The following is a 16190-nucleotide window of genomic DNA, read 5'->3' as shown; positions in this document are numbered from 1 at the left end:
GAGTGCCCATGAATCTGGACGAAGCGCTACAGACATTCATCGCCGAGAGCCGCGAACTGCTGGAAGAAATGGAGAACGCGCTGCTCAACGTCGACCTCGCGGGCGACCAGGACGAGGCCATCAACGCCATCTTCCGCGCCGCCCACACCATCAAGGGGTCGGCCGGTTTGTTCAGCCTCGACCACATGGTCGGCTTCACCCATGTGGTGGAAAGCCTGCTCGACAAGGTGCGCGACGGCAGCGTCAAGCTCAACGATGAAATGGTGGTGCTGCTGCTGTCGTGCTGCGACTACCTGACCGGCATGGTGAACGGCCTGGTGGCCGGCCAGCACGAACAAGATCCCGATACCGCACCGGAAGGCGAGATGCTGAAGCAGCAGCTGCAACGCCACATGGATGGCGAAGGCGCGGCGGCCATCCCATCGATGCCGGTGCTGCATGCCGAGCCGGACGTGGAGCGCATCGACAAGGAACGTCTGGAGCAACTGAGCAGCGACTACTGGCACATTTCGCTGCGCTTCGGCCGCATCGTGCTGCAAAACGGCATGGACCCGATCGCCTTCCTGCGCTACTTGTCCAAGCTGGGCCGCATCGTCGGCATCGCCACCATCCCGGACGCGCTGCCGCCGGCCGAGGACATGGATGCGGAGTTGTGCTACCTCGGTTTTGAAATCGCCTTCGACAGCACGGCCGACCGCGACGCCATCGCCGGCGTGTTCGAGTTCGTGCAGGAAGACTGCGAGATCCGCATCATCCCGCCGCACAGCAAGGTGTCCGAATATGTGAACCTGATCCGCGCCTTGCCGGAGCAGGCCGCGCGGCTCGGGGAAATTTTGATTCGTTGCGGCAGCGTGACCCAGCAGGAGCTGGACGGCGCGCTGCACCAGCAATCGCACCAGGACGAAGACGCGCCGGCGCAGCAGCTGGGCAGCATCCTGGTCGGCGCCGGCAATGTGCCGCCGGTGGTGGTGGAAGCGGCGCTGGCCAAGCAGAAGCAGGTCAGCGAGCAAAAGGCGCAGGAGAGCCGTTCGATTCGCGTCGACTCCGACAAGCTCGATAAATTGATCGACCTGGTGGGCGAACTGATTATCGCCGGCGCGCGCGCCAGCATGATCGGCCAGCACATCCAGAACACCGAACTGCTCGAATGTACCTCCACCCTGACCGGGCTGGTGGAAGACGTGCGCGACGCCGCGCTCGAGCTGCGCATGGTCAAGATCGGCGCCACCTTCAACCGCTTCCAGCGCGTGGTGCACGATGTGGCGCGCGAGCTGGGCAAGGACATCGGCCTGATCGTCGACGGCGAGGATTCGGAACTCGACAAGACCGTGGTGGAGAAAATCGGCGACCCGCTGATGCACCTGGTGCGCAACGCGATGGACCACGGCATCGAGCCGGCCGAGGTGCGCATCGCCGCCGGCAAGTCGGCCAAGGGCATGATCAAGCTCAACGCCTTCCACGAATCGGGCAGCATTGTGATCGAGGTCAGCGACGACGGCGGCGGCCTGCGCAAGGAAAAAATCCTGGCCAAGGCGATCGAGCGCGGGCTGGTGGACCCGGAGCGCAAGCTGACCGACAGCGAAATCTACAACCTGATTTTCGAAGCCGGTTTTTCCACCGCCGAGAAGATCACCAACCTGTCCGGGCGCGGCGTCGGCATGGACGTGGTCAAGCGCAACATCCAGGCGCTGCGCGGCAGCGTCGACGTCGGCAGCCGCGAAGGACAGGGCACCACGGTGACCGTGCGCTTGCCGCTGACGCTGGCCATCATCGACGGCTTCCTGGTGCAGGTCGGCTCCTCGGTGTTTGTGGTGCCGCTCGACATGATCGAGGAATGCATCGAGTACGCCACCGAGCCGGGGCAGGACTACACCAACCTGCGCGGCCAGGTGCTGCCGCTGGTGCGCTTGCGCGAGCTGTTCCGCATTGACGGCGTCGCCACGCGGCGCGAGAGCATCGTGGTGCTGAAGTTCGGCACCCACCGCGCCGGCCTGGTGGTGGACACCTTGCTGGGAGAATTCCAGACCGTGATCAAGCCATTGAGCCCGATGTTCAGCGAAGTCAAATGCATCAGCGGTTCCACCATCCTGGGCAGCGGTGAAGTGGCGCTGATCCTGGACGTGGCCGCGCTGATGAACACCGTCGGCGGCAAGGGTGCCGTGGCCCTGGCCGCATAGCCGAATATACGAGGACAATTATGAGTGCCGCAATCGACGCCAATGTAGTGACTTACGGGAGCAGCGCCATCGTCGCCTTGCAAAGCGGCGCCGCGCTGCCAAGCCAGTTCCTGACCTTCATGCTGGGCGAGGAGCAGTATGCGGTCGGCATCCTGCACATCAAGGAAATCATCGAATACGGCAGCCTGGCCACGGTGCCGATGATGCCGGACTGCGTGCGCGGCGTGATCAACCTGCGCGGCGCGGTGGTGCCGGTGATGGATTTGTCGGCCCGCTTCGGCCGCGCGCAAAGCACCATCGGCAAGCGCAGCTGCATCGTCATCGTCGAAACCGAGGGCGGGGACGGCGACGGCAAGCAGGTGCTGGGCATGTTGGTGGACGCGGTCAACGCGGTGGTGGAAATCGCCGCCGCCGACATCGAACCGGCGCCGTCGTTCGGCACCCGCATCCGGCCCGACTTCATCGCCGGCATGGGCAAGCTCGTGGACAAAAATCGCGGCCGCTTCGTGATCCTGCTCGATATCGAGCGCGTGCTGTCGAGCGAGGAAATCGTCGAGATGGCGCGCGGCAGCGCCGCCGTGGCCACTGCCTGAGCGAGGTGAGGTCCAATGCCTGTCACCATGATCACCGAGCGCGAGTTCACGCAGTTCCAGCGCTTCATCTACGATGCGGCGGGCATCACTATGGCCAACGGCAAGCAGGCGCTGGTCAGCGGCCGGCTGGCCAAGCGGCTGGCGCATTACCAGCTCAGTAGCTACGGCGATTACCTCAAGCTGCTGGAAAGCCGTAGCGAGCCGGCCGAGCTGCAAATGGCGGTCGACCTGCTGACCACCAACGAGACTTACTTTTTCCGCGAACCCAAGCACTTCGCGCTGCTGCGCGACCTGGCGCAGGACGCGCGCGACAAGAACCGCGGCCTGCGGGTATGGAGCGCCGCCAGTTCCAGCGGCGAGGAACCGTACAGCATCGCGATGGTGCTGGCCGACGTGATGGGCGAGGACGCGGCGTGGGAAGTGCTGGGCACCGACATCAGCACCCGCGTGCTGGCCAGCGCGCGCCGTGGCCACTACCCGATGGAGCGCGCCAGCCAGATGCCGCAGGCTTACCTCAAGCGCTTCTGCCTCAAGGGCCAGGGCAGCGAGGCCGGCACCATGCTGATCGAGCGCAGCCTGCGCCAGCGGGTGCAGTTCCAGCACCTGAACCTGAATGCGCCGCTGCCCAAGATCGGCCAGTTCGACGTGATCTTCCTGCGCAATGTGATGATTTACTTCAGCCTGGAGACCAAGCGCCAGGTGGTGGCGCGGCTGCTGGCGCAACTGCGTTCCGGCGGCCATTTCCTGATCGGCCATTCGGAGACGCTGAATGACATCAACGACACGGTGATCGCGGTCGCCCCTTCGATTTACCGCAAGCCATGAGCGACAAACTGATCGACATTTTCCTGATGCCCGGCGAGTACTTCGTCGGCGATGCGCAATACCGCGTGCGCACGCTGCTGGGATCGTGTGTGTCGATCACGCTGTGGCATCCGGCCATGCGCATAGGCGCCATGTCGCACTTCCTGCTGCCGGGCCACGGCCGGCGCAGGGCCGACCGTCCGTCCGACAAGCCGGGCATGTACGGCGCCGACGCCATGCAGCTGCTGGTGGACGGCATGGCGCAGCGGGGCGTGCCGCTGGCCCAGTGCCAGGGCAAGATTTTCGGCGGCGGCGCCATGTTCCCGCGCAGCGCCAAGGTGCGCGACATCGGCACCCAGAACGGCGACTATGCGCGTAGCATGTTGCAGCAGCACGGCATACACGTGGTGTCCGAAAGCCTGTTCGGCGAAGGCCACCGTCATTTGATTTTCACCATCCGCAGCGGTGAGGTGTTGAGCCGGCAGGTTCCGCCAGAACCCGGATGGAGCAACGCAGGAGCCAAGAGCGCATGAATCCCATCAAGGTCATGATCGTCGACGATTCCGCCGTGGTGCGGCAGGTGCTGAGCGGCCTGCTGAACGCGGCGCCCGGCATCACCGTCACCCACGCGGTGGCCAATCCCTTGCTGGCGATGGAGCGCATGAAGAACCAGTGGCCGGACGTGCTGGTGCTGGACGTGGAAATGCCGAAGATGGATGGCATCACCTTCCTGCGCAAGCTGATGGCCGAACGGCCGACGCCAGTGGTGATCTGCTCGACCCTGACCGAGAAGGGCGCACAAACCTCGGTGGAGGCGCTGACGGCCGGCGCGGTGGCCATCATCACCAAGCCGCGCCTGGATCTCAAGCAGTTCCTGCACGATAGCTCGGACGAGCTGGTGTCGGCGGTGCGCGCTGCCGCTGGCGCCCGCGTCGGCAAGCTGGCCAACCGGCCGGCGCCGCCGCCGGTCACCGCCAAGCTCAACGCCGACGCCGTCCTGCCGCCGGAAACTGTGCGGCCGATGACCGCCACCACCGAGCGCGTGGTGGCGATTGGCACCTCCACCGGCGGCACCCAGGCACTGGAGGAAGTGCTGACCTCCCTGCCGCGCGTGTCGCCCGGCATCGTGGTAGTGCAGCACATGCCGGAAAAATTCACCGCCGCTTTCGCCGCGCGGCTCGACAGCGTGTGCGAGGTGAGGGTCAAGGAGGCGGCCAATAACGATCGCGTGCTGCAAGGCCAGGTGCTGATCGCGCCCGGCGGCAAGCACATGCTGCTGCGCCGCACCGGCGCGCAGTATTTTGTCGAGGTGGTGGATGGGCCGCTGGTCAATCGCCACCGGCCGTCGGTCGATGTGCTGTTCCGTTCCGCCGCGCGCGCGGCCGGCGCCAACGCGCTGGGCGTGATCATGACCGGCATGGGCGATGATGGCGCCGCCGGCCTGCTGGAAATGCTGAAGGCCGGCGCCCGCACCGTGGCGCAGGATGAAGCCAGCTGCGTGGTGTACGGCATGCCGAAGGAAGCGGTGAAAAAAGGCGCGGTCGAGAAATCGGTGCCGCTGAACGCGATCTATCGCGAAATCCTGCAGCAGCTGCAATACTGAACATGATGAATACCACGCCCGCCGCCGTTGCAGCAGAAGAGGCAGAAGCCGCCCCCGCGTGGACCGGCCGCCGCGTGCTGGTGGTGGAAGACAGCGTGGTGCAGCGCGGCTACCTGGTCGGCCTGCTGCGCCAGCTGAACTTCGGCGAAGTGCTGGAAGCGGGCGACGGCAACGAAGCCTTGCGCGTGCTGGAACAGCAGGAGCAGCCGCTGTACCTGGTGCTGACCGATCTCGAGATGCCAGGCATGGACGGCATCGAACTGACATGCCAGCTGCGCGAGCGGCGCCTGACGGAAAACCTGATCGTGGTCAGCGCGCGTGATCCACGCCTGCTGGAAATCATCGAGAGCATGGCGTGCGAGGATGCCTCCATCGGCCTGCTGGGCACCTTGCTCAAGCCGGTGCAGCTCGATTCGCTGACGCAGCTGCTGTGCAAGGCCAGCGGCCGCGGCGCCGGTTGCGCGCCGCCGGTGTCGCAGTCGCTGCCACCGCAAGCCTCGCTGGAACAACTGGCGCAGGCGCTGACGCGGCGCGAATTCGTGCCGTGGTTCCAGCCCAAGATCGCCATGCAGAACGGCCACCTGAAAGGCCTGGAAGCGCTGGCGCGCTGGAAGCATCCGCAGCGCGGCCTGCTGTCGCCGGCACACTTCATCGATACGCTGGAAGGTCATCCCATCATGGCCGACTTCACGCTGGACCTGGTGCAGCAGGTGCTCGACCGCATCATCGACTGGCAGGCGCACGGCTTGCCGCCGCTGACGGTGTCGATCAACCTGTCGGCCGACAACCTGGCCGACCGCAGCTTCATCGACCGCCTGATGGCGCGGGTATCGAAGTCCGGCGTGTCGCCCTCGGTGCTGGTGTGGGAGGTGACCGAGACCAGCGTGATGCGCCAGCTGTCGCAGGCCTTGACCAATATGGGCCGGCTGCGGCTGGCCGGCTACGGGCTGGCGATGGACGATTTCGGCATCGGCTATTCGTCCATGCAGCAGTTCGCGCGCTGCCCGTTCACGGAATTGAAGATCGACCGCGCCTTCGTCAACGGCGCGGCGCAATGGCCGAATCGCCACATGGTGCTGAAAAGTGCGCTCGACCTGGGCCAGAGCCTGGGCGTGGCCACGGTGGCCGAAGGGGTGGAAACGGTGGAAGACTGGAAGCTGTTGCGCGACCTCGGTTGCGACATGGCACAGGGGTACTTGCTGGCCAAGCCCATGCCCGCTGAAGAGCTGGTGGGGTGGATCCGGCAGGACAGGCGCAGATTGCGTGCGCTGGCAGGCGAGGAATAAACATAACTAAAGCTAGAGGGGATTTTAATGCTGTCGACATTGCAGGTACGGACCAAGATTTTGATTTTGCTGGGGGTAGCGGTCGCCGCGCTGGTGACGGTGGTGCTGATCGCCTTTGCCGGCATGAAGACGCAGGGGCTGATGCTGGCTGAAATCGGCGCCAACCGGCTGCCGTCGGTGCAGACGCTGCTCACCATCAGCGAGGCGCAGACGGCGGTGCGTTCGGCCAGCCGCGCCATCGACGCCATGTCGAGCACCCCGGAGGACGTCAGCGGCATCGCCCACGAGATCAAGCGCAAGCAGGAAGCCTGGGCCCGCGCCGACAAGGCCTGGAAGATCTACGATCCGCTGCCGCAAGAGCCGGAAGAGGAGAAAGTGTGGAATGTCTTCGTCAAGCAGTGGGATGCGTGGAAGCAGCGCGACATGCAGATCAGCGAGCTTGGCAACCAGATCACGCGCGCCGAACCGGCCAAGCGCAAGGAACTGTTCCTGACGCTGCACGCCACGCTGAAGGACAACAGCGCCGCCTTCCGCGAGGCCGAGGAAAGCCTGAACAAGCTGGTGGAGCTGAACGTCGGCTACGGCAACGACGCGGTCCGTCACGCGGATGAGTCGTCGGCCAAGGCCATGAACACCATGTACCTGGCGTCCGGCGTGGCGCTGGCGCTGCTGGTGGCGATTGGCCTGGTGATCCTGGCCGGCATCATGAAACAGCTGGGCGGCGATCCATCGTATGCGGCCGAGATCGTGCGCCAGGTGGCCGACGGCGACCTGCGCGTTGATGTCGACGTCAAGCCTGGCGATACCAGCAGCCTGCTGGCGGCAATGAAGGGTATGATCGAGAAGTTGTCGCACGTGGTGCAGGAAGTGAACAACGGCGCCGAAGCGCTGGCCTCGGCCTCGGAAGAGGTGAGCGCTACCGCGCAGTCGCTGTCGCAGGCGGCCAGCGAGCAGGCCGCCGGCACTGAAGAGACCAGCGCCTCGGTTGAGCAGATGACGGCCTCGATTGCGCAAAACACCGAGAACGCCAAGGTCACCGACGGCATCGCCAGCAAGGCGGCGGTGGAAGCGCAGGAAGGCGGCGAGGCGGTCAAGTCGACCGTGGCGGCGATGCAGCAGATCGCCAAGAAGATCAGCATCATCGACGACATCGCTTACCAGACCAATCTGCTGGCGCTGAACGCGGCGATCGAAGCGGCGCGCGCCGGCGAGCATGGCAAGGGCTTCGCGGTGGTGGCGGCCGAGGTGCGCAAGCTGGCCGAACGCAGCCAGGTGGCGGCGCAGGAAATTGAACAAGTGGCGTCCAGCAGTGTCGAACTGGCGGAGAAGGCCGGCCAGCTGCTCGGTGAGATGGTGCCGAACATCCGCCGCACCTCCAACCTGGTGCAGGAAATCACGGCGGCGTCGGAAGAGCAGTCGGCCGGCGTCGGCCAGATCAACGCGGCGGTCACGCAGCTGAGCCAGACCACCCAGCAGAACGCCTCGAGCTCGGAAGAACTGGCGGCGACGGCGGAAGAGATGAGCAGCCAGGCGGAACAGCTGCAGCAGACCATGTCCTTCTTCAAGCTGGCCGGTTCCTCGTCGCTCACGCGGGCACCGGTGATCCCGGCCCGCAAGCCGCCGCGCGGCCGCACGCCGGTGAGTGCGCTGAGCAGCCGCCGCATGAGCGAGATGAACGAACCGGATGAGTCGCACTTCGTCAAATTCTAAGCGAGGCTGGTGATGAGCACCTTGACCGTAGTTGACACGCCGCCGGCGCCGTTGCCGGTGTCGTCCCAGTACCTGAGCTTCATGCTGGGGCAGGATATGTTTGCGATGGGGATCCTGTCGGTGCGCGAGATCCTCGAGTACGCGGGCGTGACGCCGGTGCCGCAGATGCCGCCGTCGATCTGCGGCGTGATCAACCTGCGCGGCACGGCGGTGCCGGTGCTGGACCTGGCGCGGCGGCTCGAACGCGAGACGTCCGCCATCAGCAAGCGCACCTGCATCATCGTGGTCGAGGTGGAAGTCGAAGAGGGGCCGTTCGTGATCGGCATCCTGGTCGACGCGGTCAACGCGGTGCTCGACATCCCCGGCGGCGACATCGAGCCGGCGCCACGCTTCGGCGCGGTGAAAGCCGATCTGCTGAACGGCATCGGCAAGGTCAATGGGCGCTTCATCTTGCTGCTCAATGTGCAGCACGTGGTATCGACGTTACATCTGCAGGAGTTCGTCGCGCAAATCCCTTAGGAGACATCATGTTCGCAAACGTTACCGTCCGCACCAAGATCCTGACGCTGCTGGGCGTCGCCGTGCTGGCATTGCTGGTGGTGGTCCTGATTGCCTTTATGGGCCTGAAGAAGCAAGGCGAGATGCTGGCTGAAATAGGCCGCAACCGCATGCCGTCGGTGCAGTCGCTGATGAGTATGAACGAGGCCAAGACCGGCATCCGCTCCGCCAACCGGGCTGCCGACGCGACCGCCATGTTCCCCGAGAACACAGCGGAAATCACCCAGCAGATCAAGCGCCGCAACGAGTTGTTCGAGCAGATCGACAAGGCCTGGAAGATCTACGAACCGCTGCCGCAAACGCCGGAGGAGGCGGCGGTGTGGAAGGTCTTCGTCAAGGGCTGGGATGCGTGGAAGGCCAAGAACAACGAATTCGGCAACATCCTGACGCAGATCCAGAACGCCGAAGCCGGCAAGCGCAAGGAGCTGTTCGTCGCGCTGCATAACAACCTGGTCGAGAACCGCAACAACTTCCACGAGGTGGAAACCAATCTGGAAAAGCTGGTCGACATGAACGCCAAGTACGGCGACGACGCCGTCAAGGAAGCCGACGCCGCCTCGGCCGCCGCCACCTCGCGGATGTACACCGCATCCAGTGCGGCGCTGCTGGTGCTGGTGGCTTTGGGCCTGCTGATCCTGCGCGACATCATGAAGCAGCTGGGCGGCGACCCGGCCTACGCGGCCGACATCGTGCGCCAGGTGGCGGATGGCGACCTGCGGGTCGAGGTGGCACTCAAGGCAGGCGACAGTAGCAGCCTGCTGGCGGCCATGAAAGGCATGATCGACAAACTGTCGCAGGTGGTGGATGAGGTGAACAACGGCGCCGAGGCGCTGGCCTCGGCCTCGGAAGAGGTGAGCGCCACCGCGCAGTCGCTGTCGCAGGCCGCCAGCGAGCAGGCTGCGGGCACCGAGCAGACCAGCGCCTCGGTCGAACAGATGACGGCTTCCATCGCGCAGAACACAGAGAACGCCAAGGTCACCGACGGCATCGCCAGCAAGGCGGCGCTGGAAGCGCAGGAAGGCGGCGAGGCGGTCAAGTCGACCGTGGCGGCGATGCAGCAGATCGCCAAGAAAATCAGCATCATCGACGATATCGCGTACCAGACCAACCTGCTGGCGCTGAACGCGGCGATCGAGGCGGCGCGCGCCGGCGAGCATGGCAAGGGCTTCGCGGTGGTGGCGGCCGAGGTGCGCAAGCTGGCCGAACGCAGCCAGGTGGCGGCGCAGGAAATCGAGCAGGTCGCCAGCAGCAGCGTGGAGCTGGCCGAGAAGGCCGGCCGCCTGCTGGACGCGATGGTGCCCAACATCCGCCGCACCTCCAACCTGGTGCAGGAGATTACCGCGTCGTCGGAAGAGCAATCGTCGGGCGTGGGGCAGATCAACGCGGCGGTCACGCAGCTGAGCCAGACCACCCAGCAGAATGCATCGAGTTCGGAAGAACTGGCGGCGACGGCGGAAGAGATGAGCGGCCAGGCGGAGCAACTGCAGCAGACCATGTCCTTCTTCCGCCTGTCCGGTTCCCTGCACAAACCGGCGACGCAGACGCAGGGGCCGGCGCGGCGCAAGCCCGGCAAGCCGGCTCGCCTGAGCAATAACTTCGCCAGCCGGCGCATGCCGGAAATGAGCGATCCGGACGAAACCAACTTCGTCAAGTTCTGAGGATGCGCCGTGTGCCGCGCCGTGCTGCTTCTGGTCTTGCTGCTGGCAGCGGCGCTGGCGCCGGCGCGCGAGCCGCTGCGCATCATCGCCTCGGGCATACCGCCGCTGAGTTTCACGCGCGACGGTGCCATTACTGGGTATTGCGTGGAACTGATCCGCGAACTGCAGCGCCGCGTCGGCGATACCACGCACATTGAACTGATGCCGTGGGCGCGCGCCTACCGCATGGGCATGGACGGCGCCAACGTGGTCCTGCTGTGCCCCAAGCGCACGCCGGAGCGCGAGCCGCGCTTCAAGTGGGTCGGGCCGGTGCTGGAATCGGAAAGCATGTTCTACGCGTTGCGCCGTTCGCGCATCCACCTGTCGTCGCTGAACGAGGCACGCGCGCTGGAGGGCATTCTGGTGCCGCGCGATTTCTACTCCTACCAATACCTGCGCGACGCCGGCTTTACCAATCTCGAACCGGTGAACTCATCGCAAACCATGCTGGCCATGCTGCTGGCGGGCCGCCGTCCGGTGATGGTACTGGACCGCGAGCAGTTGCCGGCGCTGCTGGAACAGGCCGGGGCCGACGCAGACCAGGTGGAGCCGGTGCTGAAACTGATGAGTATCCAAAGCTACTTCACATTCGCGCTCGACGCGCCGGACAGCCAGGTGGCACAATGGCAGCAAGCGCTGGACAGGATGAAGCGCGACGGCGCGCTGGCGCGCCTGCAGCGCCAGTGGTTCCCGGACGGAACCGCGCTGCTGCCGCGCCGCTAACCCCTTGGTGAGAAGGATGAGCAATGCGCTGTAGAACCTGGGCCGTGGCGCTGCTGCTGGCAATATCGGCGGCGCCGCTGCCTGCGACGGCGGCCCAGGGGCCGCTGCGCATTCTTGGCGCCGATGCCGCGCCGCTGTTCTTCCAGCGCGACGGCGTGATTAGCGGCTTTTGCGCCGAAGTGGTCAAGGACATCCAGCGCCGCATCGGCGACCGTGCACCGCTGCAGGTGGTGCCGTGGGTACGCGCCTACCGCACCGCGCTGGCTGGCGAGAACGTGGTGCTGGCCTGCCCCAAGCGCACGCCGTCGCGCGAGACGCTCTTCAAGTGGGTAGGGCCGTTGCTGGAAACGCACACCCACCTGTACGCGCTGCGCAGCGCCGGCCTGCATCTGCAAGCGCTGGACGATGCGCGCAAACTGGACGGCATCCTGCTGCCGCGCGAGTTCTACTCCTACGAATATCTGGCCGCCGCCGGCTTCACCAACCTGGAGCCGGTCGGCACCGCGCGCGTGATGCTGACCATGCTGCTGGCCGGGCGCCGGCAGGCGATGGTGACCGACCAGGAGCAACTGGACACCCTGCTGAAACAGGCCGGGGTAGCGGCCGATACCGTGGTGCCGCTGCTGCCCCTGATGAGCACCCAGAGCTACCTGACCTTTCCGCCCGACGCCCCCGAAGCGCAAGTGGCGCGCTGGCGGCAGGCGCTGGACGCGATGAAGCGGGACGGCACTTTTGCGCGCCTTCAGAAACAATGGCTGCACCGTTAGTATTGGTGAGAATTGCGGCGGAATATAGGTTCACAATGGCATGGAGGAGGATACGCCATGCTCAGTCAAATGAAGATGGAGACCCGGCTGCATGCGGGGTTCGGCGGCATCGTGCTGCTGGTGGTACTGCTGGGCGTCATCGCCTTCAGCAAGCTGACTTCACTGCACGATCACTGGAACAGCTTCGAAACCGTCACGCTGGCGCGCAAGAACGCCGTGCTGGAAGGCGTGACCGCGCATGGCCGCGCCGTGCGTCACTTCAAAAATTATATCCTCCGTGGGCCGGACAGCAATGCGCAGTTCCGCACCGAACTGGCGCAGATTGAAAAAGAGATGGCGGCCTATCGCGCCGCCGGCGACCTGACGGCGGAAGAGCAGTTGCTGCTGGGCGAGGTGTCGGCCGGCGTCAAGAGTTATGAGCACAGCATGGCGCAGCTGGAAGCCATGCACGAGAAGGGCATGACGGCGCTGGAGATGGACAAGAACATCAAGGGCGCCGACGAAGCCATCGCCGCCGCCTTCCGCAAGCTGCTCAAGGTAAACGACGCCGAGACGCAGAAGGAGTCCGAGTCCATGCGGCAGGTGACCGATTCGGCCAAGCAGATTATTCTGGCGGTGGATGTGGCGATCGCCATCCTCGGTTGCGTGCTGGCGGTGTGGCTGGCGCGCAGTTTGTCGTCCATTGTGCGCGAAGTGCAGCTGGTGGTGAGCAGCCTGGCCGGGGCATCGCAGGAGGTGAGCGCCACCGCGCAGTCCTTGTCGCAGGCGGCCAGCGAGCAGGCGGCGGGCGTGGAGGAAACCAGCGCATCGATCGAGCAGATGACAGCGTCGATTGCGCAGAACACCGAGAACGCCAAGGTCACCGACGGTATCGCCACGCAGGCGGCATCGGAGGCGGAGCGTGGCGGCGAGGTGGTGAAGGCAACGGCATCGGCCATGAAGCAAATCGCCGGCAAGATCGGCATCATCGACGACATCGCATATCAGACCAATTTGCTGGCCTTGAATGCGGCGATAGAAGCGGCGCGCGCGGGCGAGCATGGCAAGGGGTTTGCGGTGGTGGCGGCCGAGGTGCGCAAGCTGGCCGAGCGCAGCCAGGTGGCGGCGCAGGAAATCGGCGAAGTGGCGGCGGACAGCGTGAAACTGGCGGAGCAGGCGGGCCAGATGTTCGATCAGTTGGCGCCGAATATCCGCAAGACCTCGGATTTGGTGCAGGAGATTTCGGCGGCGTCGGAGGAGCAGAGTTCCGGCGTGCGGCAGATCAACGGCGCGGTGATTCAGCTGAGCGAGACCACGCAAATGAATGCGGCCAGCTCCGAAGAACTGGCCGCGACTGCGGAAGAGATGAACGGGCAAGCGGACCAGCTGCGGCGCCTGATGGCGGTATTCAAGCAGTACGTGGTGGAAGACACCACCACAGTGCGGCGGCCGGCGGTACTGAAACCGGTGGCCGCACGCCCGGCCCGCAACATCGCCTTAGCACCAGAGCGCGCGCCCGACGAAACCAAGTTCACGCGCTTCTGACATTACGGCTTGACGAACTTGAGCGTCATGCGGTCGCTCTCGCCGATGGCCTGGTACTTGGCGCGGTCTTCATCGCCGTTGGTGTAGGTCGGCGGCAGCGCCCACACGCCGTTCTTGTGATCAGCCGTATCCTTCGGATTGGCGTTCACCTCCGACTTGCCGGCGAACTTGAAGCCGGCCGATTCCGCCAGCTTGATCACATACTGCTCGTGCATATAGCCAGTGCTGGCTTTCTCATCCTGCGTCTTAGAAGCCGGCAAGCGATGCTCCTCCACGCCCAGCACGCCGCCCGGTTTCAGCACCGTGTACAGGCTGCCGAACAGCTCCTTCATCTTCTCCGGACCCAGCGGAATCCAGTTATGGATATTGCGGAAAGTGACCACCATGTCGACACTGTTCGGCGGCGCCATCTCGTACTTGCGGCCCGGCGAGAACACGCCCACCGCCACCTTGTTGTACACCTCCGGCTTGGCGTTCAGGCGCGCCATCCAGCGCTCCGCGCTCTTGCGCTCATTCTCGTTCGGCGAGGCCAGGTCGCTGCCGCCGGTAATCAGCTTGCCATTCGCGCGCAGGTAAGGCGCGAGAATTTCGGTGTACCAGCCGCCGCCCGGCGCCAGTTCGATCACCGTCATATTCGGCTTGATGCCGAAGAAGTTCAGCGTTTCATACGGATGGCGATAGACGTCGCGCTTCACATTATCCGGCGTGCGCGATGGCGCGGCGATCGCCGCCTTGAGCGCGTCGTCGGCCATTGCGGCGCCGGTCGCGCCGAACAGCATCGTGGTGGCCAGTGCGGCCAGTACGTATCGTTTCATGCACAGTCTCCTGTTTTGTTGGATGGGCGCGACGATCATCGGTCAAGCTTGTCAGCAGGTCAAGCAAAATGAAACTCCATAGTGCGCGGACGCCGGGCGGACACCCGGCGGACACTGAAACGGACAGTTCGGACACTGCAACGAGCCACTTGCGCAACATTGATAGTTGGCATACATTTTGCAATCCACTCGGAGTGGCAACAGATATTCTGATGTAACGTAAAGTAACAGTATAAAAAGAAGCTTATGGGCGGCTGGCCCACAACAACGTTGGAGAGAACATGGAACGACGTGCATTCCTCAATATCAGTAGTCTGGCTTTGGGCACGATGCTGCTGCCCTCGTTCGGCCGCGCCATCGCGGCGGAAGAACTGCTCAAGCCAGTGGATGTGAAATTCAAGAAGGCCCTGGCCGATACGGCGATGGGCGCTGCGACCCAAGCCGGTGCATCGTACTGCGACGTGCGCATCGGCCGCTACCTGAATCAGTTCCTCACCACGCGCGACCTCAACGTCGAGAACGTGGTCAACACCGAGTCGGCCGGCGTCGGCGTGCGCGTGATCGCCGGCGGCGCCTACGGCTTTGCCGCCACCAACGACATGACGCCGGACGGCGTGGCCGCTGCCGCGCGCCAGGCGGTCGCCATCGCCAAGGCCAACGCCAAGCTGCAAACCGAACCCGTGATCCTGGCGCCAGTCAAAGGCGTGGGCGAAGTGTCGTGGGCCACGCCTATCGTCAAGGACTGGCGCACCGTCGCCATCAAGGAGAAGGCCGACCTGCTGATCGCCGCCAACAAGGCCGGCATGGATGGCGGCGCGAGCTTCATGCAATCCTTGCTGTTCCAGGTCAACCAGCAGAAGTACTTCGCTTCCACCGACGGTTCCTACATCGACCAGGACATCCATCGCCTGTGGATGCCGTTCTTCGCCACCGCCGTCGACAAGAAGGAAAACAAATTCCGCACCCGCCAGGGCCTGTCGGCGCCGGTCGGCATGGGCTATGAATATCTGGACGCGCGCCCTGAGCACAAGCTGCAGGCGGCGGGCGGCGTCACCACGCTGTACACCAAATCGTATGACCTGATCGAAGACGCGCGCCTGGCCGGCAAGCAGGCCAAGGCCAAGCTGAGCGCCAAGTCGGTCGAACCGGGCAAGTACGATCTGGTGCTGACGCCGGAACACCTGTGGCTGACCATCCACGAATCGGTGGGCCACCCGACCGAGCTCGATCGCGTGCTGGGCTACGAGGCCAATTACGCCGGCACCAGCTTCGCCACGCTGGACAAGTGGCAGTCGAAGACCTTCAAGTACGGTTCGGAGCACGTCAACATCGTCGCCGACAAAACCACCCCGGGCTCGCTGGGCGCGGTCGGCTACGACGACGAAGGCGTCAAGTGCAAGAACTGGGACATCATCAAGGACGGCATCCTGGTCAACTACCAGGCCACCCGCGACCAGGCCCACATCATCGGCGAAAAAGAATCGCACGGCTGCTCGTATGCGGACAACTGGGCCAACGTGCAGTTCCAGCGCATGCCTAACGTCTCGCTCAAGGCCGGCAAGAAGAAGCTGACGCCGGACGAGATGATCAAGGACGTCAAGAAAGGCATCTACATCGTTGGCGACGGTTCGTTCTCGATCGACCAGCAGCGCTACAACTTCCAGTTCGGCGGCCAACTGTTCTACGAAATCAAGAACGGCAAGATCGGCCAGCAACTGGAAGACGTGGCTTACCAGTCGAATACCCAGGAATTCTGGAACGCCTGCGTGGCGGTCTGCGACGAGCGCGATTGGCGCATGGGCGGTTCCTTCTTCGACGGCAAAGGCCAGCCGCCGCAAGTGTCCATCGTGTCGCACGGCGCATCGACCACGCGCTTCAACGGCATCAACGTTATCAACACCGCCCGCAAAATCGGCTAAGTCCCGGAGAGAGA

At 64.5% G+C, this 16190-nt stretch carries 14 protein-coding genes; 13 read left to right on the top strand and 1 reads right to left on the bottom strand.

Annotated features, from left to right (window positions below):
• Nucleotides 1–8 precede the first annotated feature (8 nt).
• Genes BMZ70_RS27155 through BMZ70_RS27100 form a run of 12 tightly spaced genes read left to right on the top strand, consistent with a single transcriptional unit; the run spans nt 9 to nt 13442 of the window.
• Nucleotides 9–2177, top strand: a complete 2169-nt coding sequence (locus BMZ70_RS27155) for a chemotaxis protein CheA (protein ID WP_092281474.1) — start codon at nt 9–11, stop codon at nt 2175–2177.
• A 20-nt stretch (nt 2178–2197) separates the two neighbouring features.
• Nucleotides 2198–2770, top strand: a complete 573-nt coding sequence (locus tag BMZ70_RS27150; protein WP_092281472.1) for a chemotaxis protein CheW — start codon at nt 2198–2200, stop codon at nt 2768–2770.
• 15 nt (nt 2771–2785) lie between these two features.
• On the top strand, nt 2786–3595 hold the full coding sequence (locus tag BMZ70_RS27145; RefSeq protein WP_092281470.1) for a CheR family methyltransferase: 810 nt from the start codon (nt 2786–2788) through the stop codon (nt 3593–3595).
• Complete coding sequence (locus BMZ70_RS27140; protein WP_175500830.1) at nt 3592–4107, top strand: chemotaxis protein CheD; 516 nt, start codon at nt 3592–3594, stop codon at nt 4105–4107. The genes BMZ70_RS27145 and BMZ70_RS27140 overlap by 4 nt, the downstream gene beginning before the upstream one ends.
• A complete protein-coding gene (locus BMZ70_RS27135) occupies nt 4104–5177 on the top strand; it encodes a protein-glutamate methylesterase/protein-glutamine glutaminase (protein WP_092281468.1) in 1074 nt (357 codons plus the stop codon). Before BMZ70_RS27140 ends, BMZ70_RS27135 begins: the two co-directional genes overlap by 4 nt.
• 2 nt (nt 5178–5179) lie before the next feature.
• Nucleotides 5180–6463 (top strand): EAL domain-containing response regulator, encoded by a 1284-nt coding sequence (locus tag BMZ70_RS27130; protein ID WP_092281467.1) that lies wholly within the window; start codon nt 5180–5182, stop codon nt 6461–6463.
• A gap of 27 nt (nt 6464–6490) precedes the next feature.
• A complete protein-coding gene (locus BMZ70_RS27125) occupies nt 6491–8173 on the top strand; it encodes a HAMP domain-containing methyl-accepting chemotaxis protein (protein WP_092281465.1) in 1683 nt (560 codons plus the stop codon).
• Nucleotides 8174–8185: 12 nt separating this feature from the next.
• Nucleotides 8186–8692, top strand: coding sequence for a chemotaxis protein CheW (locus BMZ70_RS27120; protein WP_092281463.1), 507 nt, complete (start codon nt 8186–8188; stop codon nt 8690–8692).
• An 8-nt stretch (nt 8693–8700) separates the two neighbouring features.
• Nucleotides 8701–10389 carry a HAMP domain-containing methyl-accepting chemotaxis protein gene (locus BMZ70_RS27115; RefSeq protein ID WP_092281461.1) on the top strand — a complete coding sequence of 563 codons (1689 nt, stop codon included), beginning with the start codon at nt 8701–8703 and terminating at the stop codon, nt 10387–10389.
• Nucleotides 10390–10410: 21 nt separating this feature from the next.
• Entirely contained in the window at nt 10411–11151 is a 741-nt protein-coding gene (locus BMZ70_RS27110) for a substrate-binding periplasmic protein (protein ID WP_165403580.1), read from the top strand.
• Between the two features lie 23 nt (nt 11152–11174).
• On the top strand, nt 11175–11918 hold the full coding sequence (locus BMZ70_RS27105) for a substrate-binding periplasmic protein (RefSeq protein ID WP_092281457.1): 744 nt from the start codon (nt 11175–11177) through the stop codon (nt 11916–11918).
• Between the two features lie 57 nt (nt 11919–11975).
• Nucleotides 11976–13442, top strand: a complete 1467-nt coding sequence (locus tag BMZ70_RS27100) for a methyl-accepting chemotaxis protein (RefSeq protein ID WP_092281455.1) — start codon at nt 11976–11978, stop codon at nt 13440–13442.
• 2 nt (nt 13443–13444) lie between these two features.
• Here BMZ70_RS27100 and BMZ70_RS27095 read toward each other — a convergent pair whose 3' ends face one another.
• The gene (locus tag BMZ70_RS27095) at nt 13445–14257 is read right to left on the bottom strand and encodes a class I SAM-dependent methyltransferase (protein WP_092281453.1); all 813 of its coding nucleotides are present in this window, start codon (nt 14255–14257) and stop codon (nt 13445–13447) included.
• Nucleotides 14258–14538: 281 nt separating this feature from the next.
• On the opposite strand from BMZ70_RS27095, the gene BMZ70_RS27090 reads away from it, so the two are divergent.
• Nucleotides 14539–16176, top strand: a complete 1638-nt coding sequence (locus tag BMZ70_RS27090) for a TldD/PmbA family protein (protein ID WP_092281451.1) — start codon at nt 14539–14541, stop codon at nt 16174–16176.
• Nucleotides 16177–16190: the final 14 nt, after the last annotated feature.

The sequence above is a fragment of the Duganella sp. CF402 genome (assembly GCF_900109645.1).
Lineage (GTDB): Bacteria > Pseudomonadota > Gammaproteobacteria > Burkholderiales > Burkholderiaceae_D > Rugamonas.
The sequence above is the reverse complement of the archived record's forward strand: the minus strand, read 5'-3'. Positions and strand labels throughout refer to the sequence as shown.